The following is a 20,798-nucleotide window of genomic DNA, read 5'->3' as shown; positions in this document are numbered from 1 at the left end:
GACCGCGGTGTTCCTGTCGGAGTCCGTGCCGATGATCGTGCCGGTGTTCGGTCTGGTGTTCGTGCCGGTGCCGGCGGCGTGCGGCCACGGCCGGCGGGCGGGTCAGACCGCCGGCTGCTGCTGCGTGATGCAGTGGATGCCGCCGCCGCCCGCGAAGATCGGGCGGGCGTCGACGAGGACGACCTCGCGCTCCGGGAAGAGGCGGCGGAAGATCTCCGCCGCGACCTCGTCGTTCGGGTCGTCGAAGCCGCACAGCACCACGCCGCCGTTGCAGAGGTAGTGGTTGATGTACGAGTAGTCGACCCAGTCGCCCTCCTCGTCCTTCAGGACGGTCGGGGCCGGGACCTCGATGACCTCCAGGGGGCGGCCCTGGGCGTCGGTCTGGCCGCGCAGGAGGTCGAGGTAGAGGCGGGAGCGCTGGTGGTCGGGGTGGTTCGGGTCCTGCTGGCTGTGGACCAGGACCGTGCCGGGGCGCGCGAAGGCGGCGACGATGTCGACGTGGCCCTGGGTGCCGTACAGGCCGTAGTCGCCGGCCAGGCCGTGCGGGAGCCAGATCGCCTTGGTGGTGCCGAGCTTGGCGTGGATCTCGGCCTCGACCTCCTGGCGGGTCCACTCGGGGTTGCGGCCCGCGCCCAACTGCACCGTGTCGGTGAGCAGGACGGTGCCCTCGCCGTCGACGTGGATGGCGCCGCCCTCGTTGACAAGAGCGCTGCTCAGCACGGGCACGCCGGCCAGGTCGGCGACATGGCGGGCGATCTTGGAGTCGTGCTCCCAACGGGCCCAGTCCTGTCCGCCCCAGCCGTTGAACACCCAGTCCACGGCGGCGAGCCGGCCCTCCTCGTCCTTCACGAAGGTGGGGCCGATGTCGCGCATCCAGGCGTCGTCCAGGTCGCGCTCGACCAGCTCGACGTCGTCGCCGAGGAGGGCGCGGGCGGACGCGGCGTCGCCGGGGGCCACCACCATCGTCACCGGCTCGAAGCGGCGTACGGCGCGGGCCACGGACGCCCAGGCGGCACGGGCCTCGGCCAGCTCCGCCTCGTCGGTGAAGGTGGGGTTGGTGCTGGGCCAGGCCATCCACGTGCGCTCGTGGGGGGTCCACTCGGCGGGCATGCGGTACGTCATGGGTACGGGTCCTAAGAAGGTCAGAGGAAGTAGAGGCGGTTGAGCGAGACGGACTCGGCCGCCTCCGAGCGGATCGGGGAGCCGTCGAGGGACACCAGGCCGGTGCGGCCGTCGACCTGGACGTCGCCGATGCGCGAGTTGAGCAGCAGGTTCCCGGGGCCGATGCCGCGGGTGCCGCGCACGGGCACGCGCCGGCGGCGGGTCGGCATGCGGTCGGAGCCGAGGTCGATGGCGGCCTGGGCGACGAAGGCGACCGAGATGTCGGCGGCGGTCGCGCCGTGGCCGCCGAACAGCGGGCCCAGGACGAGCGGCTCGCAGGTGTCGGTGGCCGCGTTCGGATCGCCCACGACCCCCCAGGCCGGGAAGCCGGACTTCAGGACGAGCTGCGGCTTGGCGCCGAAGAACTCCGGCCGCCACAGCACGATGTCGGCCAGCTTGCCGATCTCGATCGAGCCGATCTCGTGCGCGAGGCCGTGGGCGATCGCCGGGTTGATGGTGAGCTTGGCCATGTAGCGCAGCACGCGCGCGTTGTCGTCGTGCGCGCCGTCGCCCTCCAGGGGGCCCAGCTCGGCCTTCATCTTCCCGGCCATGGCGAAGGTCCGGCGTACGGTCTCGCCGGCCCTTCCCATCCCCTGCGCGTCGGACGAGGTGATCCCGATCGCGCCGAGGTCGTGCAGAACGTCCTCCGCGCCCATCGTCCCGGCCCGGATCCGGTCGCGCGCCATCGCGGCGTCGCCGGGCAGGTCGGTCTTCAGGTCGTGGACGGAGACGATCATCCCGTAGTGCTCGGCGACCGCGTCGCGGCCGAAGGGCAGGGTGGGGTTGGTGGAGGAGCCGATGACGTTCGGCACGCCCGCCATCTTCAGCACGTTCGGTACGTGTCCGCCGCCGCAGCCCTCGATGTGGAAGGCGTGGATCGTCCGGCCCTCCAGGACGGCGAGGGTGTCCTCCACCGACAGGCACTCGTTGAGGCCGTCCGAGTGCAGGGCGACCTGCACGTCGTGCTCCTCGGCGACCCGGAGGGCGGTGTCGAGGGCCCGGGTGTGGGCGCCCATGTCCTCGTGGACCTTGAAGCCGGAGGCGCCGCCCTCGGCGAGGGCCTCGACGAGGGGCGCGGGGTCCGAGGAGGAGCCGCGGCCGAGGAAGCCGACGTTGACGGGCCAGGCGTCGAAGGCGTTGAAGGCGTGCTTGAGCGCCCACGGCGAGTTGACGCCGACGCCCCAGACGGGGCCGAACTCCTGGCCGATGACCGTGGTGACGCCGCTGGCGAGCGATGCTTCCATGATCCGGGGCGACAGCAGGTGGACGTGGGTGTCGACGGCGCCGGCGGTGGCGATCAGGCCCTCGCCGGAGACGATCGAGGTGCCGGTGCCGACGACGACGTCGACGCCGTCGAGGGTGTCGGGGTTGCCGGCCCGGCCGATGGCGTGGATGCGGCCCTCGCGGATGCCGATGGACACCTTGCGGATGCCCTGCACGGCGTCCATGACCAGGACGTTGCTGATCACGACGTCGCAGGTCTCGCGGACGGCGGCGGCCTTCAGGTGCAGTCCGTCGCGGGCGGTCTTGCCGAAGCCGGCGAGGAACTCGTCGCCGGGCTTCTGCGAGTCGGACTCGACGCGCACGACGAGGCCGGAGTCGCCCAGGACGACCCGGTCGCCGGCCCGCGGGCCGTGCACGGAGGCGTACTCGTAGGGGTCCATCAGTTGCCCTCCTTCTCGGGCTCGCCGGGCACACCGGGCTCAGCGGTCTCGGCGGACTCGGCGGTCCGGGCCGTCCCGGCCGTCGCGGCGGTCGTCGGGGCCCCGTCGGCGCCCAGGTAGCCGCAGGCGGCGGCCCTGCGCAGGGCCTCCTCCTTCGCGCCGGGGGCGTCCAGCGGTCCGTCGACCAGGCCCGCGAAGCCGATGGCGACGCGGGCGCCGCCGATCGGGACGAGACCGACCTCGGCCTCGCCGCCCGGGTCGAAGCGGAAGGACGCGCCGGCCGGGATCGCCAGGCGCATGCCGTAGGTGGCGGCGCGGTCGAAGGCGAGCCGCGGGTTGGCCTCGAAGAAGTGGAAGTGGGAGGTCACGCTGACCGGGACCGCCGCGGTGTTGCGGACGGTCAGCGTGACGGCCGGCTCGGTCTCCTCGTACGAGGGCCCGGGCAGCAGCGCGCCGGGCGCGCCCGCTCCCAGGGAGCCCCCGCCGATGGGGTCGGAGACGACGGCCAGGCGGGATCCGTCGTCGAAGACGGCCTCGACATGGACCTCGGTGACGACGTCGGCGACACCGGGCAGGACGTCGTCGGGGCCGAGGACGGAGCGGGCCGCCTCGATCGCCTCGGCGAGTCGCTTGCCGTCGCGGGCGGCCTCGCAGACGGTGTCGGCGACGAGGGCGGTGGCCTCGGGCACATTCAGCCTCAGGCCACGGGCCCGGCGGGCGCGGGCGAGCTCGGCCGCTCCGAAGATCAGCAGCCGGTCGCGTTCCGTGGGGGTCAGTCGCACGCCCCAAACACCTCCTGCGTGAGCGACACGTTTGAGCGACACTCTAAATGCAAAATGCACAGCTTCCAAGCATTGACGTGACCGGAAGTCGTCGGTCACATTGAGCGTCACTCTAAATCCCCCCACGCCGCCCGTCCCCCGTCCCCCCATTCCCCGGGAGTCCCCATGGCGATAGAACAGCGCGGAGTCGACACCATCCCCGAGGAGGAACGCACCAGCGGCCCCCGCGACCTCGTCTCGATCCTGCTCGGCTCGAACCTCTGCCTCGGCGTGATCGTCTTCGGCTGGCTCCCGGTCTCCTTCGGGCTCGACCTGTGGGCCTCCGTGAGCTCGGTCCTCGCCGGCACCCTCGTCGGCGTCGCCGTCACCGCCCCGCTCGCGCTCGTCTCGCTGCGCACCGCCACCAACCTCTCCACCTCCTCCGGCGCCTTCTTCGGCGTCCGCGGCCGGCTGGTCGGCTCGGTGGTCGGCCTGCTGCTCTCCCTCGGCTACACCGCGCTGACCCTGTGGATCGGCGGCGACGTGATGGTCGGCACCCTGGAGCGCCTGATCGGGCTGCCCACCGGCGACGCCACGCACGCCGCCGTCTACGCGCTGCTCGCCGCCCTCACCGTGGTCGCCGCCGTCTACGGCTACCGGCTGCTGCTGAAGCTGAGCCAGGGCCTCGCCGTCGGCATGACCGTGCTCCTCGGGCTCGGACTCCTCGCCTACGCGGGCGACTTCACCACCGCGGCGGTACCGGACACCCCGTATCTGCTGGGCTCGTTCTGGCCGACCTGGCTGCTGTCCGCCGTCGCCGCCGGACTCAGCGGACCGGTCGCCTTCATCACCCTGCTCGGCGACTACACCCGCTACATCTCGCCCGAGCGGCACCGCCCGAAGTCCGTGTGGTGGGCCACCTGTCTGGGCCTGCTCGTCGGGCTGCTGATCCCTCAGCTCTTCGGCACCGTCACCGCCCTCGCGGCCCGCGGCGGCCTCGACTACGCCGGACCGCTGGTCGCCGCCTCGCCCGTCTGGTACCTGGTCCCGCTGCTGCTCGCCGCGACCGCCGGCTCGGTCGGCAACGCCGGTCTGATGCTCTACTCGATGGGCCTCGACCTCGACGCGATCCTGCCCAGGGCCACCCGGGCCCGCGCCACCCTCGTCGTGGCCGTCGTCGCCACCGGCTTCGTCTTCCTCGGCCACTTCGCCTCGGACGCGCAGACCGCGATGACCTCGTTCGTGCTGCTGCTCACCGCGATCGGCACGCCGTGGGCGGTCATCACCCTGATCGGGCACCGGCGCTGCCGCGGGGCGTACGACGCCGAGGCGCTCCAGGTCTACAACCGGCGCTCGCGCGGCGGCGTCTACTGGTTCTCGGCCGGCTGGCACCCGCGCGCCACCGCCTCCTGGGCGATCGGCGCGGCCGTCGGCCTGGCCGCGGTGTCCACGCCGCTCTACGAGGGGCCGCTGCTGGCCCTGACCGGCGGGATCGACGCCAGTTTCGTGCTGTCCGGTGTGGTGGGCGGCGTGCTGTACGCGGTGCTCACCCCGGCGGGGACGGCGGTGCGGGCTCCCGCTCCGGCACGGGAGGCGGCCCCGGACGCGGAAGCGCCCGGGACGGTGACCGTCCCGGGCGCCCTGCTGGACTGACCGGCTACTTCCGCTCGCCGCCCAGCTCGTGCATCCAGCCGTGGACGTCCTCGGCCTTGCCGGTCTGGATGGCGAGCAGCGCCTCGCGCAGCTTCATCGTGACCTCGCCGGGCTCGCCGCCCGACTGCCGCCACTCGCCCCGGGCGGACTTGACCGTGCCGACCGGGGTGATGACGGCGGCGGTGCCGCAGGCGAAGACCTCGGTGAGGCTGCCGTTCGCGGTGTCCTCCTGCCACTGGTCGATGGAGACGCGGCCCTCCTCGGCCTCGTAGCCGAGGTCGGCGGCGAGCCGGAGGAGGGAGTCGCGGGTGATGCCCGCGAGCAGCGAACCGGTGAGGGTCGGGGTGACGATCCTCGTCTTCGCGCCGTCCTTGCCGCCGTAGACGAAGTACAGGTTCATGCCGCCGAGTTCCTCGACCCACTTGTGCTCGACCGCGTCGAGGTAGCAGACCTGGTCACAGCCCTTGGCCGCCGCCTCCGCCTGCGCGAGCAGGGAGGCCGCGTAGTTGCCGCCGGTCTTGGCGTCGCCCATGCCGCCGGGGACGGCGCGGACGCGGTCCTCGGAGGCCCAGATGGAGACGGGCTTCACGCCGCCCGGGAAGTACGGTCCGGCCGGGGAGGCGATGACGACGAAGAGGTACTCGTTGGCCGGACGGACGCCGAGGCCGACCTCGGTCGCGATCATGAACGGACGCAGGTAGAGCGACGCCTCGCCACCGTGCTCCGGCACCCACGCGGCGTCCTGGCGGACGAGGACGTCACATGCCTCGACGAAGGTCTCGACCGGCAGCTCGGGCATGCCGAGCCGGTGGGCGGAGCGCTGGAAGCGGCGGGCGTTGGCGTCGGGGCGGAAGGTGGCGACCGAGCCGTCGGGGCGGCGGTACGCCTTCAGGCCCTCGAAGATCTCCTGGGCGTAGTGCAGGACGTTGGTCGCCGGGTCGAGGGAGAGCGGGCCGTACGGCACGAGCTCGCCGTCGTGCCAGCCGCGGCCCTCCGTCCAGCGGATGGTGACCATGTGGTCGGTGAAGTGCCGGCCGAATCCCGGGTTGGCCAGGATCGCCTCGCGCTCCGCGTCGGACAGCGGGCTGGAGGAGGGCTTGAGCTCGATGGTGGGCGTCGTCATGAGTGCTTGTCCTTCACCGGTTGTGTGGGTCGGACCGCGCTCACGCCGCTCCGCAGTCATGCCGTACTGCTAGGACGTCCGAGCTTTCCCGCATGCCGCGGCCCCACGTTCGATTATCGCTCGTGGGTGCCGGTGCACGAAACGGTGTGTACGCGGTCCAGGATTCGATGGTGGCACCCTGCGACCGCATAGGTACAGCCGCCGGGTGCTGTGTGCGACCCGGCGGCTGGGTGGAGATTCAGCGGCGGGTCAGCTCGCTACGCGTACCGCGAGCGCGTCGCCGATCTCGTCCGTCGTACGGACGGTGTCGCCGCGCTCGGTGAGGTCGGCGGCGACGGCCGCCTCGATCCGCGCGGCCTCGTCCTCGTAGCCGAGGTGGCGCAGCAGCAGGGCGACGGACAGGACGGTGGCCGTGGGGTCGGCCTTGCCCTGGCCCGCGATGTCCGGCGCGGAGCCGTGGACCGGCTCGAACATGGACGGGAACTCGCCGCTCGGGTTGATGTTGCCCGAGGCGGCGACGCCGATGCCGCCGGAGACGGCCGCGGCGAGGTCGGTGATGATGTCGCCGAAGAGGTTGTCGGTGACGATGACGTCGAAGCGGGCCGGGTCGGTGACGAGGAAGATCGTCGCCGCGTCGACGTGCAGATAGTCGGTCGTGACCTCGGGGAACTCGGCCGCGACCTTCTGGAAGATGTTCGTCCACAGGTGGCCCGCGAAGGTCAGGACGTTGTTCTTGTGGACCAGCGTCAGCTTCTTGCGGGGGCGGGCCTGGGCACGGGCGAAGGCGTCCCGGACCACGCGCTCGACACCGAAGGCCGTGTTGACGGAGACCTCGGTGGCGACCTCGTGCTCGGTGCCCTTGCGGATGGTGCCGCCGTTGCCGGTGTACGGGCCCTCGGTGCCCTCGCGGACGACGACGAAGTCGATCTCGGGCTGGCCGGCCAGCGGGGTGGCCACGCCGGGCAGCAGCTTCGAGGGGCGCAGGTTGACGTGGTGGTCGAAGGCGAAGCGCAGCTTCAGGAGGAAACCCCGCTCCAGGACGCCGGACGGGACCGACGGGTCGCCGATCGCGCCGAGCAGGATCGCGTCGTGCTGCTTGAGGGCGTCGAGGTCGGCGTCGGTGAGGGTCTCACCGGTCGCGTGGTAGCGCTTGGCGCCGAAGTCGTACTCCTTCGTCTCCAGCTTCACATCCTGGGGAAGGACGGCGGAGAGGACCTTGAGGCCCTCGGCCACGACCTCCTGGCCGATGCCGTCGCCGGGGATGACTGCGAGATTGATGCTGTGAGACATGGCGGCACCCTACTCTTCGTCCCATCGTCTGACACGTGGTGTCCAGGATGCGGACGATCCTCCTGAACGCGGGTAGGCGCGCCGCCGATAATGCGGTCATGACGCGCACTTTCGAGGAACTCGTGGCGGAGGCGTCGCAGGCGCCGGTGGACGGCTGGGACTTCTCCTGGCTGGACGGGCGGGCGACCGAGCAGCGGCCGTCCTGGGGCTATCAGCGGCTCATCGGTGAGCGTCTGGCCGGCGTCCGGTCCTCGCTGGACGTCCAGACCGGCGGCGGCGAGGTGCTCGCCGGGGTGCCGGTGCTGCCGCCGACGGCGGCGGCCACCGAGTCCTGGCCGCCGAACGTCGCCCGGGCCACCGAGCTGCTGCATCCGCGCGGGGTCGTGGTGGTGGCCGACCCGGACGAGCCGCCGCTGCCGTTCGGCGACGCGGCCTTCGACCTCGTCACCAGCCGGCATCCGGCGACCGTGTGGTGGGAGGAGATCGCGCGGGTGCTGCGGCCCGGGGGCACCTATCTGGCGCAGCACGTGGGGCCGGCCAGCGCGTGGGAGCTGGTCGAGTACTTCCTGGGACCCCAGCCGGAGGCGGCCCGGCTGCGCCACCCGGACGACGAGGCCGCGGCAGCGCGGGCGGCCGGTCTCGACGTGGTCGACCTGCGGGCGGAGCGGCTGCGGATGGAGTTCCACGACGTCGGCGCCGTGGTGTGGTTCCTGCGCAAGGTGATCTGGATCGTGCCGGGCTTCACCGTGGAGGGGCACCTGGCGCGGCTGCGCGAGCTGGACGCGCTCATCCGCGAGCGGGGCCCGTTCGTGGCGCACTCGGCGCGCACCCTGATCGAGGCGAGGAGGCCGGCTTCGGCGCCCTGACGCCTCGGCGGCCGCGCGGTGACCGGTGCGGGGGTCACCGCGGGGCGGGCGCCGAGAGCGCCGAGAGATCAGTGGCCGGTGGCGCCGCCGTTGTCACGGCGGTCGAGGGCGCGCTGGAGGGCGGCGGCGGCGTTCTTGCGGGCGTCGTCGCTGGGGCGCGTGGCGGAGTGGCGGACGCGGAGGGCGGTCTGAGCGGCCATGAGGGATCGACTCCTTGAGATCAGCGTGATCGAAGGCGCCGGAATGGGGCGGGGAGCGCCGCCGCAGGGGTTGCCTGCTCGGGGCGTCGCGCTCTCGACCGCCCTGCGCTCGATGGAGCGGGACGTTCGGCTTCTACAAAGCTAGGGCAGCCGGACGGATCTGTCTCCACAATTACTCGGACTTCCTACTATCTGAGATGACCACACCCGCATGGCGCCTGACCGACGGCGAGAGTTCCGGGCCGCCGCGCGCGGCCTGGCGGGAGTTCCACCGGGCCGTGACCACCACGCTGCACACAGGGGAAGCACCACTGGGCGGCCTCGCCCCCGAGCCCGGGGAACCGGACGCGGCGGCGGAGCGGTGGACCTGGACGGCGGACCTCTTCAACGACCGCCGGATGCTCGCGGTCCACGGCGACCAGGGCTGGGAGGTGGAGTCGCTGGACACGCTCGGGCGGTTCGTCTGCCGGCGGGCGAAGGGGGCGGCCCTGCGCTGGGAGTACCGCCGGGAGGTCCTCGGCGTCGGCCGCCGGGCCCGGGCGCTCGACGAGCTCTCCCCCGAGGGCTGGGAGCTGTGCGGCGAGTGGCTGGTGTACGGCTACTTCAAGCGCCCCAAGGCGGCGACGACCGGTCCGGCCGGAGCGCTCGACACCCCGCCGGCGACGCCCCGGCGGCAGCTTTTCCCCAGCCGCCGCGGCAAGGTGGTGCTGGCCGCGTGGCTGGTGCTGGTGGCCGGCTCGACGGCGGCGTTCTTCATCGGCACGCTCGGGACCCCGGGGCTGGCGCTGACGCTGGGCCTGGGGTCGATGGCCTCGGCGCTGTACACGGCCCACCTGGAGTCGGCCGAGGGCGGCCCCCGGTCCGGCGCCTGACCGCCATGACTTCCGGCCGCCGCTCGGCCCGCGTCACATCACATCGCCGTCGCGCCAGTCGAAGACCAGCGGCTCGCCGGGGTCGGGCAGCGGACGGCCGGCGGCCGGCCGGAGGTACGTCGAGTCCTCCTCGTCGGGGAGGCGCACGATCCCCTGGGGGCCGAGGGTCGCGATCCGCCCGCGCCAGAGCCGCCATCCGCGGGCCGCGTAGAGCGCGGCCCCCTCGTCGGAGGCGCTGAGCGCGCCGAAGGCGTAGGCCCCGTCGATCGCCCGCTCCAGCTCGGCCATGACCCGCCCGCCGAGCCCCTGCCGCCGCCGCTCGGCCTGGACGGCCACTCCTTCGACGTACCCGATCCGGTACGAGCGACCCCGGTGCAGCACGCGCCGCATGACGAGGGCGCCGTGGGCGACGGGCCGCCGGCGCTCGTCCTCGATCCAGGCGTGCAGGCCGCCGAGGCCGTGGTCCCAGTCCTCGTCGGAGAAGTCCCCGTCGTAGGCACGGTCGAGCAGGTCGCGCAGGGCGCGCAACCGGTCGGGAGCGAGTGCGTGGGTGGGCGCGGTCCGAAGGATCACCCGCACAGTCTCCCTCGCACCCCAACTAACCCTCAACCAGTTATTGACCGGTTAGGGACAATGCGCTTGGCTGTTCCTCACCAGTCACATGAGTCTGAGGGGTTAGAAGAGTGTCCGTTCTCCCGGTCCACCACCGCACCGTCACCGTTCGCGGCCACGAGATCTTCTACCGGGAGGCCGGGCCCGCCGACGCCCCCGTGCTGCTCCTGCTGCACGGCTTCCCGACCAGCTCGCACATGTTCCGCGACCTGATCCCGCGGCTCGCCCCCCGCTATCGGCTGATCGCCCCCGACCACCTGGGCTTCGGCCGCAGCGACGCCCCCTCCGCCACCGCCTTCGACTACACCTTCGCGGAACTCGCCGGCCTGACCTCCGCCTTCACCGAGGCGCTGGGGCTCGACCGGTTCGCGCTCTACGTCCAGGACTACGGCGCCCCCATCGGCCTGCGCCTCGCCCTCGCCCACCCCGAGCGCGTCACCGCGATCGTCACCCAGAACGGCAACGCCTACGAGGAGGGCCTCGGCGCGGACGCCTGGGCCCCCGTCCTCGCCCTGATCGCTCGACGCACCCCCGCGACCGAGGCCCCGGTCCGCGCCATCCGCTCCCTCGACGGCATCCGGTGGCAGTACGAGACCGGCGTCCCGGCCGCCTACCGCGACCTCCTCAGCCCCGACGCCTGGCACCACGACGCGGCCCTCATGGCGCGCGAAGGCCAGGACGGCATCCAGCTCGACCTGATCTCCGACTACGGCTCCAACTTCGCCCTCTACCCGGCCTTCCAGGAGTACTTCCGCACCTCCCGGGTGCCGCTCCTCGCCGTCTGGGGCGAGGGCGACGAGATCTTCGTCCCGGCCGGCGCCGAAGCGTTCCGCCCCGACCTCCCGGACGCCGAGGTCCACCTGCTCCCCACCGGCCACTTCGCCCTGGAGACCCACGCACCGGCGATCGCGGAGCTGATCGGCGACTTCCTGGAGCGCCGGGTGGAACGCCGGGTAGAGCGGCGGCCGGAGCGCCGGGTCGTCAGGCCGTAGCCTCCTCCAGCCGGCGGACCACGCGCTCCACCCAGGCCGTGAACTCCTCGCGGTCGGGGGCGTCGCCGCCGCACACCGCCGCGACCTGCGCGTCCGTCATCCTGTCCGGTCCCGGTGCGGTCAGCAGCCGGTGCAGCTCCCGCATCACGGAGGTCAGCCGCTGAGCGTCGGGGTGGTCGATCGCGTCGACCCCGTGCCCGGGGCCGAGAGTCGTCGAACCAGGCATGTCACATCTCCTCGCCGAGCCGGCCCCCCTTCCCAGCAGCGTAAGCCCGCCCCCGAGGCCGGCGCATGAGAACCGCCCCCGTCCTCGATTGGGGGACCGAGGAGGGGGGCGGTGATCAGGGGCCGCTCGCGCGGGCGGGCGTCAGCCCATGTGCGGGTAGCCGTACTCCGTCGGCGGGACCAGCGTCTCCTTGATGGCGCGGGTCAGCGTCCAGCGCATCAGGTTCTGCGGGGCGCCCGCCTTGTCGTTGGTGCCGGAGGCACGGCCGCCGCCGAAGGGCTGCTGGCCGACGACGGCGCCGGTCGACTTGTCGTTGATGTAGAAGTTGCCGGCCGCGAAGCGCAGCTTCTCCATGGTGTACGCGGCGGCCGCGCGGTCGTTCGAGATGACCGAGCCGGTGAGGGCGTAGTCCGAGACCGACTCCATCTGGGTCAGCATCTCGTCGTACTTCTCGTCCTCGTAGACGTACACCGCGAGGATCGGGCCGAAGTACTCGGCCTTGAAGACCTCGTTCTCCGGGTCGGTGCACTCGATGACCGTCGGGCGGACGAACCAGCCCTCGGAGTCGTCGTAGGTGCCGCCCGCGACGATCGTGCAGCTCGGGTCGGCCTTGGCACGGTCGATCGCGGCCTTGTTCTTCGCGAAGGACCGCTCGTCGATGACGGCGCCGATGAAGTTCGACAGGTCGGTGACGTCACCCATCCGGATGCCGTCGACCTCGGTCGCGAACTCCTCCTTGAAGCCGTCGTTCCAGATCGAGGCCGGGATGTACGCACGCGAGGACGCGGAGCACTTCTGGCCCTGGAACTCGAAGGAACCGCGGGTCAGCGCGGTCTTCAGGACGGCGCGGTCGGCGCTCGGGTGGGCGACGACGAAGTCCTTGCCGCCGGTCTCGCCGACGATCCGCGGGTAGGAGCGGTACTTCTCGATGTTGTTGCCGACCGTCTTCCACAGGTGCTGGAAGGTCTTGGTCGAGCCGGTGAAGTGGATGCCGGCGAGGTCGCGGTGGTTCAGGGCCACCTCGGAGACGGCGATGCCGTCGCCGGTCACCAGGTTGATGACGCCCTTCGGCAGGCCGGCCTCCTCCAGGAGCTCCATGAGGAGCACGGCGGAGTGGGTCTGGGTCGGGGACGGCTTCCAGACCACCACGTTGCCCATGAGGGCGGGGGCGGTGGGCAGGTTGCCCGCGATGGCCGTGAAGTTGAACGGCGTGATCGCGTAGACGAAGCCCTCGAGCGGGCGGTGGTCGAGGCGGTTCCACACGCCCGGCGCGTTCGCCGGCGGCTGCTCGGCCAGGATCTGGCGGGCGTAGGCCACGTTGAAGCGCCAGAAGTCGACGAGCTCGCACGGGGTGTCGATCTCGGCCTGCTGGGCGGTCTTCGACTGGCCGAGCATGGTGGACGCGGCCAGCGTCTCGCGCCACGGGCCGGCCAGCAGCTCGGCGGCGCGCAGGATGATCGCGGCGCGGTCGTCGAAGGACATCGCGCGCCATGCCGGGGCGGCGGCCAGGGCGGCATCGATGGCGTCCTGGGCGTCCTGCTCCGTGGCACCCCGGAAGGTGCCGATGACGGACTTGTGGTTGTGCGGCTGGACGACCTTGAACTCGTCGCCGCCGCCCATGCGCTTGACGCCGCCGATGGTCATCGGCAGCTCGCGCGGGTTGTCGGCCAGCTCCTTGAGCTTGGCCTCCAGGCGGGCGCGCTCGGGCGAGCCGGGGGCGTAGCCGTGCACCGGCTCGTTGACGGGAGTGGGGACCTGGGTCACAGCGTCCATGAGTCTCGGAACTCCTTCGGAGGGGTGGGGGCTCAGCCCTTGGTGAGGATGGAGCGGACGAAGAAGAGGAGGTTGGCCGGCTTCTCCGCCAGGCGGCGCATGAAGTAGCCGTACCAGTCGGTGCCGTAGGCGGTGTAGACGCGCATCCGGTGGCCTTCGGCGGCGAGACGGTTCTGCTCCTCGGTGCGGATGCCGTAGAGCATCTGGAACTCGTACTCGTCCATCTTGCGCCCGGCACGGCGCGCGAGCTCCTGCCCGATCGAGATCAGCCGCGGGTCGTGGGACCCGATCATCGGGTAGCCCTCGCCGTCCATCAGGATCTTCATGATCCGGACGTACGCCCTGTCGATCTCGGCCTTGTCCTGGATCGCGACGGACGCGGGCTCCTTGTAGGCGCCCTTCACGATCCGCACGCGGGAGCCGTTCGCGGCGAGGCGGCGGGCGTCCTCCTCGGTGCGGAAGAGGTACGCCTGGATGACGCAGCCGGTCTGCGGGAAGTCCTTCCGCAGCTCCTCGTGGATGGCGAACATCGAGTCGAGGGTGGTGTGGTCCTCGGCGTCCAGGGTGACCGTGGTGCCGATCTCGGCGGCGGCCGCGACGACCGGGCGGACGTTGGCGAGGGCCAGCTCGTGGCCCCCCTCCAGGGACTGGCCGAACATCGACAGCTTGACCGACATCTCGGCGCGGGCGCCGAGGCCCAGCTCCTTCAGGCGGCCGATCAGCTCCAGGTAGGCGTCGCGGGCGGCGTGGGACTGCTCGACGGTGGTGATGTCCTCACCGACCACGTCGAGGGTGACCTCCAGACCGCGGGCCGCCAGGTCCCGCACGATCGGGACGACGTCGTCCACGGTCTCGCCGGCGATGAAGCGTGCCACGACCTGCTTGGTCCCGGGGGCGGCCGACACGAAACGGCGCATCTTGTCGCTGCGCGACGCGGCGAGGATCACGGGACCCAGCACGGGGCACCTCCAGAGGGCAGGGTGACGAAAGGCGCCGTACCCGATCATTCTCAACGAATCGGGAACAGCACGAAGAACCACCGTGAAACCTAGGGACCGCTCCGATCGTCCGCCATCTACACCTGTCACGCATCCGTGGCCCCGCTCTCAGACATCTGTCTGAAGAATCGGTGCGGCGGTGCGAGAATGGGCGCCGTGAAGGGCGATTACCAGGAGCTGGTGGACGAGATCTCGGCGCTGCTCGGCGCCCCCGCGACCCTGGAGAACCGGGACTTCGGGCTGATCGCCTTCGGCGCGCACGACAGCGAGGACGACAGCGCCATGGACCCGGTGCGGACCCGGTCGATCCTGACCAGGAAGTCCACGCCGGCGGTCCGGGCCTGGTTCGAGGGCTTCGGCATCACCCGTGCAACCGGCCCGGTCCGCATCCCGGCCGCCCCGGACGCGGGCGTCTTCCGCGACCGCATCTGCCTGCCCGTACGGCACCGGGGCGTGGTCCTCGGGTACGTCTGGCTGCTCGACGCCGAGCCCGGCCCCTCCCCCGCGCAACTGACCGCCGCGATGGAGGTCGCCGCCCGCGTCGGCGACCTCCTCGCCGACGAGGAACGCGCCGGCGCGGACCTCTCCCGTGAACTGCGGGCCGCTCTGACGGCCGACCGCGGCTGGCAGTACGACATGGCCGTCACCGCCCTCCGCACCGCCCTCGGCCCGGACGCCGACGGCCTCCACACCCTGATCTGCCTCGCCCCCTGGCCCACCGACGACTCCCCCTCCCCCCGCACGATCCCGGCCACGGCCGCCCTCTGCACCCTCCCCTGGACCCCGCCGCCCGGCCCGCTCCCCGGCGGGGGTCCGACCGCGGGCCGGGGCGCGGCGGCGGTCGCGCGGGGCGCGAGTGCCGGCGCGGGCGGCGCCACCGGCCCGGGTCCGGGCCGACACCCGGCCGACGGCGACAGGACGGCACCCACAGGCTCCGCGCCGGGCGCGGGCGCGGGCGCGGGCGCGGGCGCGGGCGCGGGTTCCGGTCACGGCCCGGGCAGCGGTTTCGGTTCACGACCGGCCTCCGGCCGGCTCGCGGCCGGCGGCGCGCAGGGGGCGGGGAGTCGCTCCGGCCCCGGACCGGCCGACGCGGGCCGGCTCGCGGCCGGGTCCGGTGCGACCGGGGACGCCCCGACCGCGCCCGACCCCGGTGCCCACCGGGCACTCGCCGTGCTCGTGCGGCTGCGGTCGGCCGACAACCTCGTGCCGGCCACGAGCGCGGCCGGCCGGCTGCGGGAGGCGGCGGGGCCGGGGGCCGTCGCCGGGGTCGCGACGCCGCGGCGGGGGCTCGCCGGGCTGGACGCGTCCTGGCAGGAGGCCGCGGCGGCCGCGCGGGCCGCGACCGCGCAGCCGCACCTGGGTCCGCTCGCGGAGTGGGCCGCCATCGGCCCGTACCGCATGCTCACCGCGCTGCCCCCGGCCGAGCCGGACCCGGCGGTCCGCGCCCTGCTCGCCCCGGCGCACGCGGAACTGGCCCGCACCGCCGAGGTGTTCCTCGACCACGCGGGCCAGGCCGGCCGCACCGCGACCGCCCTCGGCATCCACCGCCAGACCCTCTACTACCGTCTCTCCCGCGTCGAACAGCTCACCGGCCTCGACCTGGACGCGGGCGAGGACCGCCTGCTGCTGCACATGGCCCTGAAGGCGGCGCGTCTCTGACGGTCCGTCCGCCGCCCGGCCACCGCGGCACCGGTTTATAGGATCGCCCCATGACAACGGGGACTTGGGCGCCGCCGACGCATGTCGAGCGGGTGCTGTACGAGGCAGGGGCGCGCGGGGACCGGGCGGCCGTTCTGGACGCGCTGGGACGGACCCGCCTCTACGTGCTCGTCGCACGGCTGCACGCCGACGCGCCCGGCTACGTCCCTCCCCTGCCCTCCCAGCGTGACGAGGGCTCCCGGCGCACCGTCGTCCCGGTCCTGACCGAGGGCATGCTGCCGCCCTGGCACCCGGACTGGGTGTTCCGGCACACCACCCTCGACCGGCTCGCCGCCGCCTGGCCGCACGACCGCTGGTGGCTCGCGGTCAACCCGGGCACCCCGTACGCGGCCACCCTCCCCGCCCGGCCCGCGGACCGCCGCGCCTGGCAGCAGACCGTCGCGACGGCCGGCGGCGCCGACCGGCTGCGGATGCGGCTGCTCACCCACGCCGGCGGCCCGCTGCACGGGCCCGTCGCCCAGGCCCTCGCGCTCGGCGCCCACCTCGCCGTGCTCAACGGCCTGGTGTGGAACCAACTGGGCGCCCAGTACGAGGACTACCCGACCGACGTGGCCCGGCTGCGCCGCCCCTGGTGCGTCCACCACCGCGCCGGCTTCAGGGAGAAGCTGGACACCCTGCTCGCCGCCCGGCTGGTCGGCCGTGTCCCCGAGGCCGTCCTGGGGATGCGGCGCCGTCTCGCCGCACGTCTCGGCCACCCGCCGACCGAGCAGCAGTGGGCCTCGATGGTCACGGTGAATTTCGAGCGGGACGACCCCTACGGGGACGACGCGGTCGAGGCGGTGGAGTTCGTGCGCCGGATCACCCACTACGAGGAGCGGTTCCGGGCCGACGGTCTGCTGCCGCCCGACGGCCGGATCGACACCCTCGCCGCCTTCGACCACGGTCGCGCCGTGAACGTCGTACGGCTGGCGCTCGGCGCCCGGTACTGCGATCCGCGGGAGGCGGAGCAGTCCGTGCTGCGGGTCCTCGAACCGGCCCGACGGGCGTACGACTCCTGGCCCGCGTTCTCGCTCGGCTATCTGCTCGCCCGGCTGATCCACTTCGACGAGGGCGATCCGGAGCTGATGTACCAGGAGTCCCTGGCGATCCACCGCATCCTCGTCCAGGACCCGTCCAGCCCCTACCGGAACCTCCCATGGTCATGACTCCCCCGCCTCCCCACCCCACCGCCTGGGTGCCACCGTCCGAGACCGAGCAGTTGCTGCACGAGGCGGCGCTGCGCGGTGACGTCGAGGCCCAGATCCGTGTGCTCGCCGAGGCCCAGCTCTTCGTCGGCGCGCCTCGGGCCGAGGTCGACGCCGATCCGGAGACGGTCTGGTGGCGCCCCCAGCAGGTGGCGAACGGACGGGTCGTCCGGCCGCTGCTGACGCGGGGGATGCTGCCGCCGTGGCATCCGGACTGGGTGTTCCACGGCGTCACCCTGCGATGGGCCGCCGAGTTCCCGTGGCGCGACCCGCGCGTGCTGCTCGCGGTCAACGGCGGCACGCCCGGCGAGCTGCTGCTGCCCGCGACGCCCGAGCACCGCGCGTGGTGGCTGCGCTGCTACGCCGAGAAGGAGCGGGGCGCGGACAACCGTTTCGTCGCGCTGCGGCACGGCCCCCTGCACGGCCCGCTCGCCTTCGGCCTGGCCTGCGGCGCCCATCTGGCCTTCGTGAACGGCGTCCCGTGGAACGAGGTCGGCACGGCCTATCTCGGCTACACCGACGAGCTGGAGACGCTGCGCGACTCCTGGGGCGTCACCGACCCGGCGGGCTGGCGCGGGGAGCTGGACGCGCTGCTCGACGGGCGCAACAGCCCGGCCGAGCCGGACTTCGTGCTCCGGGTCCGCGAGGAGCTGCGCGCCCGGCGCGGCGCGCTGCCGTCGCCCGACGAGTGGCGCGAGACCGCCGCGGGGCACGCCCAGGACCTCGGCGCCCCTCCGGCGACGGTGCGGCACATCGAGGAGCTGGTGCGCCGGGTGCTGCGCTACGAGGCCCGGTTCCGGGCCGACGCGCTGCTGCCGCCGGACGGGCGGGTGCGCCGGACGGTGGCGTACGACTACGGGCGGGCGGTGAACCTGGCCCGCTGGGGTCTGTCGGCCCGCTTCTGCGGGCCGGCGGAGGCCGAGCAGGCCGTCGTGCACGCGGGGGCGCTGGCCAGGGCGGCGTACGACTCCTGGGAGGAGTACTCGGCGGGCTACGCGCTGGGGCGGGTGCTGCGTTTCGACGGCGAGGAGTACGGCCGCTACCACGAGCAGAACGTGGCCGCCCACCGCACCCTGACGGAGCACGCGGGCAGCCCCTGGCGGAACATCCCCTGGCGCTGAGTCAGCCGCGCGGCTCCATCAGCACCTTGAGCCCCTCGGTGAGGTCGTCCGCGCTGGGCGCCGTCTCCGGGTCCACCAGCCACTGGATCATCACGCCGGTGGCGAGGGCCTGGCAGAGCAGTCCGGCCACCCGGGCCTTCTCGGGCTCCCGCTCCGCGTCGATGCCGAAGAAGCCCTGGGCCATGCCGAGCCGGCCCTCGCGCTGGGGCTCCTTGATGGCCTCGCGCAGCTTCTCGTCGTCGTCGAGGCGGGTGACGACCTCGGTCTGCAGCTTCCAGACCGGGCGGCTCTCCCCGGCGGCGGCGATGACCTGCTCCCAGACGGCACGGAAGCGCTCGTACGGGTCGGCCGGCAGCGCCGTCGCGCCGTCCGCGCCCGCCGCTCCGGCCTGGTCGCCCCACTCCTCGGTGAGGGCGAGGAAAGCCTGCTGGAGCAGGGCGCCCTTGGAGCCGTAGTGGTAGCCGATGGAGGCGAGGTTGGTGCCCGAGGCGGCCACGACGTCACGGGCGGTGGTGCGGGCGTAGCCCTTCTCCAGGAGGCAGCGCTTCGCGCCGTCGAGCAGGTCTTCCTTGTGTCCCATGACAGCACTGTACCCGGCCGCTAGACATCCGTGTAAGACGGATGTCTAGCAGACCGGGTACGGAAGCCGGGGGACGTCAGATCAGGTTGACCGAGCGGACCGAGGTCGCGCCGATCTCCTCCGCGATCTCGGAGAGCACGTTCGCCGGGACCGTGTCGTCGACGGTGAGCACGACGAGCGCCTCGCCGCCCTCCTCCATCCGGGAGACCTGCATGCCCGCGATGTTGAGGCCCGCCTCGCCGAGGATCCGGCCGACCGTGCCGACGACGCCCGGACGGTCCTCGTAGCGCAGCACCACCATGTGGTCGGCGAGCGCCAGGTCCACGTCGTAGTCGCCGACCGCGACGATCTTCTGCAGGTGCTTGGGGCCGGCCAGCGTGCCGGAGACGGAGACCTCCTGGCCGCTGCCGAGCGTGCCGCGCACGGTCACCATGTTGCGGTGGTCGGGCGACTCCGAGCTCGTGGTCAGCCGGACCTCGACGCCGCGCTCCTGCGCGAACAGCGGGGCGTTCACGTACGACACGGTCTCGTCGACCACGTCCTCGAACACGCCCTTGAGCGCGGAGAGTTCCAGCACCTTCACGTCGTGCTGGGTGATCTCGCCGTAGACCTCGACGTCGAGACGGGCCGCGACCTCGCCCGCGAGCGCGGTGAAGATCCGGCCGAGCTTCTCGGCCAGCGGCAGACCCGGCTTGACGTCCTCGGCGATGACGCCGCCCTGGACGTTGACCGCGTCGGGGACCAGCTCGCCCGCGAGCGCCAGGCGCACCGAGCGCGCGACCGCGATGCCGGCCTTCTCCTGGGCCTCGTCCGTGGAGGCGCCGAGGTGCGGGGTGCAGACGACCTGGTCGAGCTCGAAGAGCGGGGAGTCCGTGCAGGGCTCCTTCGCGTAGACGTCGAGGCCCGCGCCGGCGACCCGGCCCTCCTTGATGGCCGCGTACAGGGCGGTCTCGTCCACGATCCCGCCGCGGGCGGCGTTGACGATCCGGACGGACGGCTTGACCTTGCGCAGCGCCTCGTCACCGATGAGACCGAGGGTCTCCGGGGTCTTGGGCAGGTGGACGGTGATGAAGTCGGCGACCTCCAGGAGCTCGTCCAGGGCCAGCAGCTTCACCCCCATCTGGGCGGCGCGGGCCGGCTGCACATAGGGGTCGTACGCGACGATCTTCATGCCGAAGGCGGACATGCGCTGGGCGACGAGGACACCGATCCGGCCGAGGCCGACGACACCGAGGGTCTTCTCGCTGAGCTCGACACCCGTGTACTTCGAGCGCTTCCACTCGCCGTTCTTCAGCGCGGTGTTGGCCTGCGGGATGTTGCGCGCGGTGGCGACCAGCAGACCGCAGGCGAGCTCGGCGGCGGTGACGATGTTGGAGGTCGGGGCGTTCACGACCATCACGCCGGCCTTGGTGGCGGCGGAGACGTCCACGTTGTCGAGGCCGACACCGGCGCGGGCGACGACCCGGAGCTTCTTGGCGGCGGCGATGGCCTCCGCGTCGACCTTCGTGGCGGAGCGGATCAGGATGGCGTCGACATCGGCGATCGCGGGCAGCAGCTCGGCGCGGTCCGCGCCGTTGCAGTGCCGGATCTCGAAGTCCGGCCCCAGCGCGTCGACGGTGGCGGGCGACAGCTCTTCAGCGATGAGTACGACGGGTTTCGAGCTCACGTGAGTCCTCACATTTGGCGGTGCGGACGGCCGTCCCGACGGCCGCAGGCGGTGGAGGGGGCTTGCCGCGTGAAAGCGCACGACGCTGTGGGCCAGACGCGATGTTGTTGAGCAGTGTAGTGCTGCGTCGGCGCACTTCCTGCGCCTCGATGGAAGGATCACCCGTCCGTGGTTGGACGGGGTGTCCAAGGATGTGGCACAGGGCCGGACGGGGTGTCCGGCCCTGTGCGCGAGGCTTACGCCTCCTCGTCGTTGACCCAGCTCATGAGCTTGCGGAGCTCCTTGCCGGTGGTCTCCAGGAGGTGCTGCTCGTCCTGGGTCTTGTACGCGTTGTACT

19 protein-coding genes are annotated in these 20,798 nt (G+C 72.7%); 7 read left to right on the top strand and 12 right to left on the bottom strand.

Features of this window, described 5'->3' with window-relative positions:
• Nucleotides 1-102: 102 nt before the first annotated feature.
• From ABZ135_RS36740 to ureA, 3 genes are read right to left on the bottom strand one after another with little or no spacing between them, the layout of a single operon-like run.
• Nucleotides 103-1,122: an agmatine deiminase family protein gene (locus ABZ135_RS36740; RefSeq protein WP_356702388.1), complete on the bottom strand. Its 1,020-nt coding sequence runs from the start codon at nt 1,120-1,122 to the stop codon at nt 103-105.
• A 20-nt stretch (nt 1,123-1,142) separates the two neighbouring features.
• Nucleotides 1,143-2,825 carry an urease subunit alpha gene (locus ABZ135_RS36735; protein ID WP_356702386.1) on the bottom strand — a complete coding sequence of 561 codons (1,683 nt, stop codon included), beginning with the start codon at nt 2,823-2,825 and terminating at the stop codon, nt 1,143-1,145.
• Nucleotides 2,825-3,607 carry an urease subunit gamma gene (ureA, locus tag ABZ135_RS36730; RefSeq protein WP_356702384.1) on the bottom strand — a complete coding sequence of 261 codons (783 nt, stop codon included), beginning with the start codon at nt 3,605-3,607 and terminating at the stop codon, nt 2,825-2,827. Before ureA ends, ABZ135_RS36735 begins: the two co-directional genes overlap by 1 nt.
• A 165-nt stretch (nt 3,608-3,772) precedes the next feature.
• Here ureA and ABZ135_RS36725 point away from each other — a divergent pair, with 165 nt between their 5' ends.
• Complete coding sequence (locus tag ABZ135_RS36725) at nt 3,773-5,239, top strand: cytosine permease (protein WP_356702382.1); 1,467 nt, start codon at nt 3,773-3,775, stop codon at nt 5,237-5,239.
• A 4-nt stretch (nt 5,240-5,243) separates the two neighbouring features.
• On the opposite strand, the gene ABZ135_RS36720 is transcribed toward ABZ135_RS36725, so the two are convergent.
• Both ABZ135_RS36720 and ABZ135_RS36715 read right to left on the bottom strand, forming a co-directional pair.
• Complete coding sequence (locus ABZ135_RS36720) at nt 5,244-6,362, bottom strand: branched-chain amino acid aminotransferase (RefSeq protein ID WP_356702380.1); 1,119 nt, start codon at nt 6,360-6,362, stop codon at nt 5,244-5,246.
• A gap of 249 nt (nt 6,363-6,611) precedes the next feature.
• On the bottom strand, nt 6,612-7,652 hold the full coding sequence (locus ABZ135_RS36715) for a 3-isopropylmalate dehydrogenase (RefSeq protein WP_356702378.1): 1,041 nt from the start codon (nt 7,650-7,652) through the stop codon (nt 6,612-6,614).
• 98 nt (nt 7,653-7,750) lie between these two features.
• On the opposite strand from ABZ135_RS36715, the gene ABZ135_RS36710 reads away from it, so the two are divergent.
• Nucleotides 7,751-8,518 (top strand): class I SAM-dependent methyltransferase, encoded by a 768-nt coding sequence (locus ABZ135_RS36710; protein ID WP_356702376.1) that lies wholly within the window; start codon nt 7,751-7,753, stop codon nt 8,516-8,518.
• Between the two features lie 68 nt (nt 8,519-8,586).
• Here ABZ135_RS36710 and ABZ135_RS36705 read toward each other — a convergent pair whose 3' ends face one another.
• The gene (locus ABZ135_RS36705) at nt 8,587-8,718 is read right to left on the bottom strand and encodes a hypothetical protein (RefSeq protein ID WP_356702374.1); all 132 of its coding nucleotides are present in this window, start codon (nt 8,716-8,718) and stop codon (nt 8,587-8,589) included.
• A gap of 197 nt (nt 8,719-8,915) precedes the next feature.
• Between ABZ135_RS36705 and ABZ135_RS36700 the strand changes: the two genes are divergently transcribed.
• Nucleotides 8,916-9,590 carry a hypothetical protein gene (locus ABZ135_RS36700; protein WP_356702371.1) on the top strand — a complete coding sequence of 225 codons (675 nt, stop codon included), beginning with the start codon at nt 8,916-8,918 and terminating at the stop codon, nt 9,588-9,590.
• A gap of 33 nt (nt 9,591-9,623) precedes the next feature.
• Here the strand turns inward: ABZ135_RS36700 and ABZ135_RS36695 are convergent, their stop codons facing one another.
• Nucleotides 9,624-10,169 carry a GNAT family N-acetyltransferase gene (locus ABZ135_RS36695; protein ID WP_356702369.1) on the bottom strand — a complete coding sequence of 182 codons (546 nt, stop codon included), beginning with the start codon at nt 10,167-10,169 and terminating at the stop codon, nt 9,624-9,626.
• Between the two features lie 104 nt (nt 10,170-10,273).
• On the opposite strand from ABZ135_RS36695, the gene ABZ135_RS36690 reads away from it, so the two are divergent.
• Nucleotides 10,274-11,194: an alpha/beta fold hydrolase gene (locus ABZ135_RS36690; RefSeq protein WP_356702367.1), complete on the top strand. Its 921-nt coding sequence runs from the start codon at nt 10,274-10,276 to the stop codon at nt 11,192-11,194.
• On the opposite strand, the gene ABZ135_RS36685 is transcribed toward ABZ135_RS36690, so the two are convergent.
• The 3 genes from ABZ135_RS36685 to ABZ135_RS36675 all read right to left on the bottom strand — a co-directional run bounded on the left by ABZ135_RS36685 (nt 11,184) and on the right by ABZ135_RS36675 (nt 14,152).
• Nucleotides 11,184-11,420 (bottom strand): hypothetical protein, encoded by a 237-nt coding sequence (locus ABZ135_RS36685; RefSeq protein ID WP_356702365.1) that lies wholly within the window; start codon nt 11,418-11,420, stop codon nt 11,184-11,186. The two genes, ABZ135_RS36690 and ABZ135_RS36685, sit on opposite strands and share 11 nt — an antisense overlap.
• Before the next feature lie 141 nt (nt 11,421-11,561).
• Nucleotides 11,562-13,193 carry an L-glutamate gamma-semialdehyde dehydrogenase gene (pruA, locus tag ABZ135_RS36680; protein WP_356702363.1) on the bottom strand — a complete coding sequence of 544 codons (1,632 nt, stop codon included), beginning with the start codon at nt 13,191-13,193 and terminating at the stop codon, nt 11,562-11,564.
• Nucleotides 13,194-13,225: 32 nt separating this feature from the next.
• Nucleotides 13,226-14,152: a proline dehydrogenase family protein gene (locus tag ABZ135_RS36675; RefSeq protein WP_356702361.1), complete on the bottom strand. Its 927-nt coding sequence runs from the start codon at nt 14,150-14,152 to the stop codon at nt 13,226-13,228.
• A gap of 195 nt (nt 14,153-14,347) precedes the next feature.
• Between ABZ135_RS36675 and ABZ135_RS36670 the strand changes: the two genes are divergently transcribed.
• The 3 genes from ABZ135_RS36670 to ABZ135_RS36660 are packed head-to-tail and all read left to right on the top strand — an operon-like array spanning nt 14,348 to nt 18,215.
• Nucleotides 14,348-15,850, top strand: a complete 1,503-nt coding sequence (locus ABZ135_RS36670; RefSeq protein WP_356702359.1) for a helix-turn-helix domain-containing protein — start codon at nt 14,348-14,350, stop codon at nt 15,848-15,850.
• Between the two features lie 50 nt (nt 15,851-15,900).
• Nucleotides 15,901-17,055, top strand: coding sequence for a DUF1266 domain-containing protein (locus ABZ135_RS36665; RefSeq protein ID WP_356702357.1), 1,155 nt, complete (start codon nt 15,901-15,903; stop codon nt 17,053-17,055).
• Nucleotides 17,046-18,215: a DUF1266 domain-containing protein gene (locus ABZ135_RS36660; RefSeq protein ID WP_356702355.1), complete on the top strand. Its 1,170-nt coding sequence runs from the start codon at nt 17,046-17,048 to the stop codon at nt 18,213-18,215. Before ABZ135_RS36665 ends, ABZ135_RS36660 begins: the two co-directional genes overlap by 10 nt.
• Nucleotide 18,216: 1 nt before the next feature.
• Here the strand turns inward: ABZ135_RS36660 and ABZ135_RS36655 are convergent, their stop codons facing one another.
• Both ABZ135_RS36655 and serA read right to left on the bottom strand, forming a co-directional pair.
• A complete protein-coding gene (locus ABZ135_RS36655; RefSeq protein WP_356702354.1) occupies nt 18,217-18,795 on the bottom strand; it encodes a TetR/AcrR family transcriptional regulator in 579 nt (192 codons plus the stop codon).
• Between the two features lie 76 nt (nt 18,796-18,871).
• The gene (gene serA, locus ABZ135_RS36650) at nt 18,872-20,461 is read right to left on the bottom strand and encodes a phosphoglycerate dehydrogenase (protein WP_356702352.1); all 1,590 of its coding nucleotides are present in this window, start codon (nt 20,459-20,461) and stop codon (nt 18,872-18,874) included.
• Nucleotides 20,462-20,798 lie beyond the last annotated feature (337 nt).

Origin of the sequence: Streptomyces sp. NPDC006339 (assembly GCF_040612775.1) — a bacterium.
Classification (GTDB): Bacteria; Actinomycetota; Actinomycetes; order Streptomycetales; family Streptomycetaceae; genus Streptomyces.
The sequence above is the reverse complement of the archived record's forward strand: the minus strand, read 5'-3'. Positions and strand labels throughout refer to the sequence as shown.

Excerpts from the sequence above, each read along its gene's own strand:
- ABZ135_RS36665 (WP_356702357.1), top strand. The coding sequence starts at position 15,901 with ATGACAACGGGGACTTGGGCGCCGCCGACGCATGTCGAGCGGGTGCTG.
- ABZ135_RS36685 (WP_356702365.1), bottom strand. The coding sequence starts at position 11,420 with ATGCCTGGTTCGACGACTCTCGGCCCCGGGCACGGGGTCGACGCGATC.
- ABZ135_RS36655 (WP_356702354.1), bottom strand. The coding sequence starts at position 18,795 with ATGGGACACAAGGAAGACCTGCTCGACGGCGCGAAGCGCTGCCTCCTG.
- ABZ135_RS36705 (WP_356702374.1), bottom strand. The coding sequence starts at position 8,718 with ATGGCCGCTCAGACCGCCCTCCGCGTCCGCCACTCCGCCACGCGCCCC.
- ABZ135_RS36715 (WP_356702378.1), bottom strand. The coding sequence starts at position 7,652 with ATGTCTCACAGCATCAATCTCGCAGTCATCCCCGGCGACGGCATCGGC.
- ABZ135_RS36660 (WP_356702355.1), top strand. The coding sequence starts at position 17,046 with ATGGTCATGACTCCCCCGCCTCCCCACCCCACCGCCTGGGTGCCACCG.
- ABZ135_RS36740 (WP_356702388.1), bottom strand. The coding sequence starts at position 1,122 with ATGACGTACCGCATGCCCGCCGAGTGGACCCCCCACGAGCGCACGTGG.
- ABZ135_RS36720 (WP_356702380.1), bottom strand. The coding sequence starts at position 6,362 with ATGACGACGCCCACCATCGAGCTCAAGCCCTCCTCCAGCCCGCTGTCC.
- ABZ135_RS36700 (WP_356702371.1), top strand. The coding sequence starts at position 8,916 with ATGACCACACCCGCATGGCGCCTGACCGACGGCGAGAGTTCCGGGCCG.
- pruA (WP_356702363.1), bottom strand. The coding sequence starts at position 13,193 with ATGGACGCTGTGACCCAGGTCCCCACTCCCGTCAACGAGCCGGTGCAC.
- ABZ135_RS36735 (WP_356702386.1), bottom strand. The coding sequence starts at position 2,825 with ATGGACCCCTACGAGTACGCCTCCGTGCACGGCCCGCGGGCCGGCGAC.
- ABZ135_RS36725 (WP_356702382.1), top strand. The coding sequence starts at position 3,773 with ATGGCGATAGAACAGCGCGGAGTCGACACCATCCCCGAGGAGGAACGC.
- ABZ135_RS36710 (WP_356702376.1), top strand. The coding sequence starts at position 7,751 with ATGACGCGCACTTTCGAGGAACTCGTGGCGGAGGCGTCGCAGGCGCCG.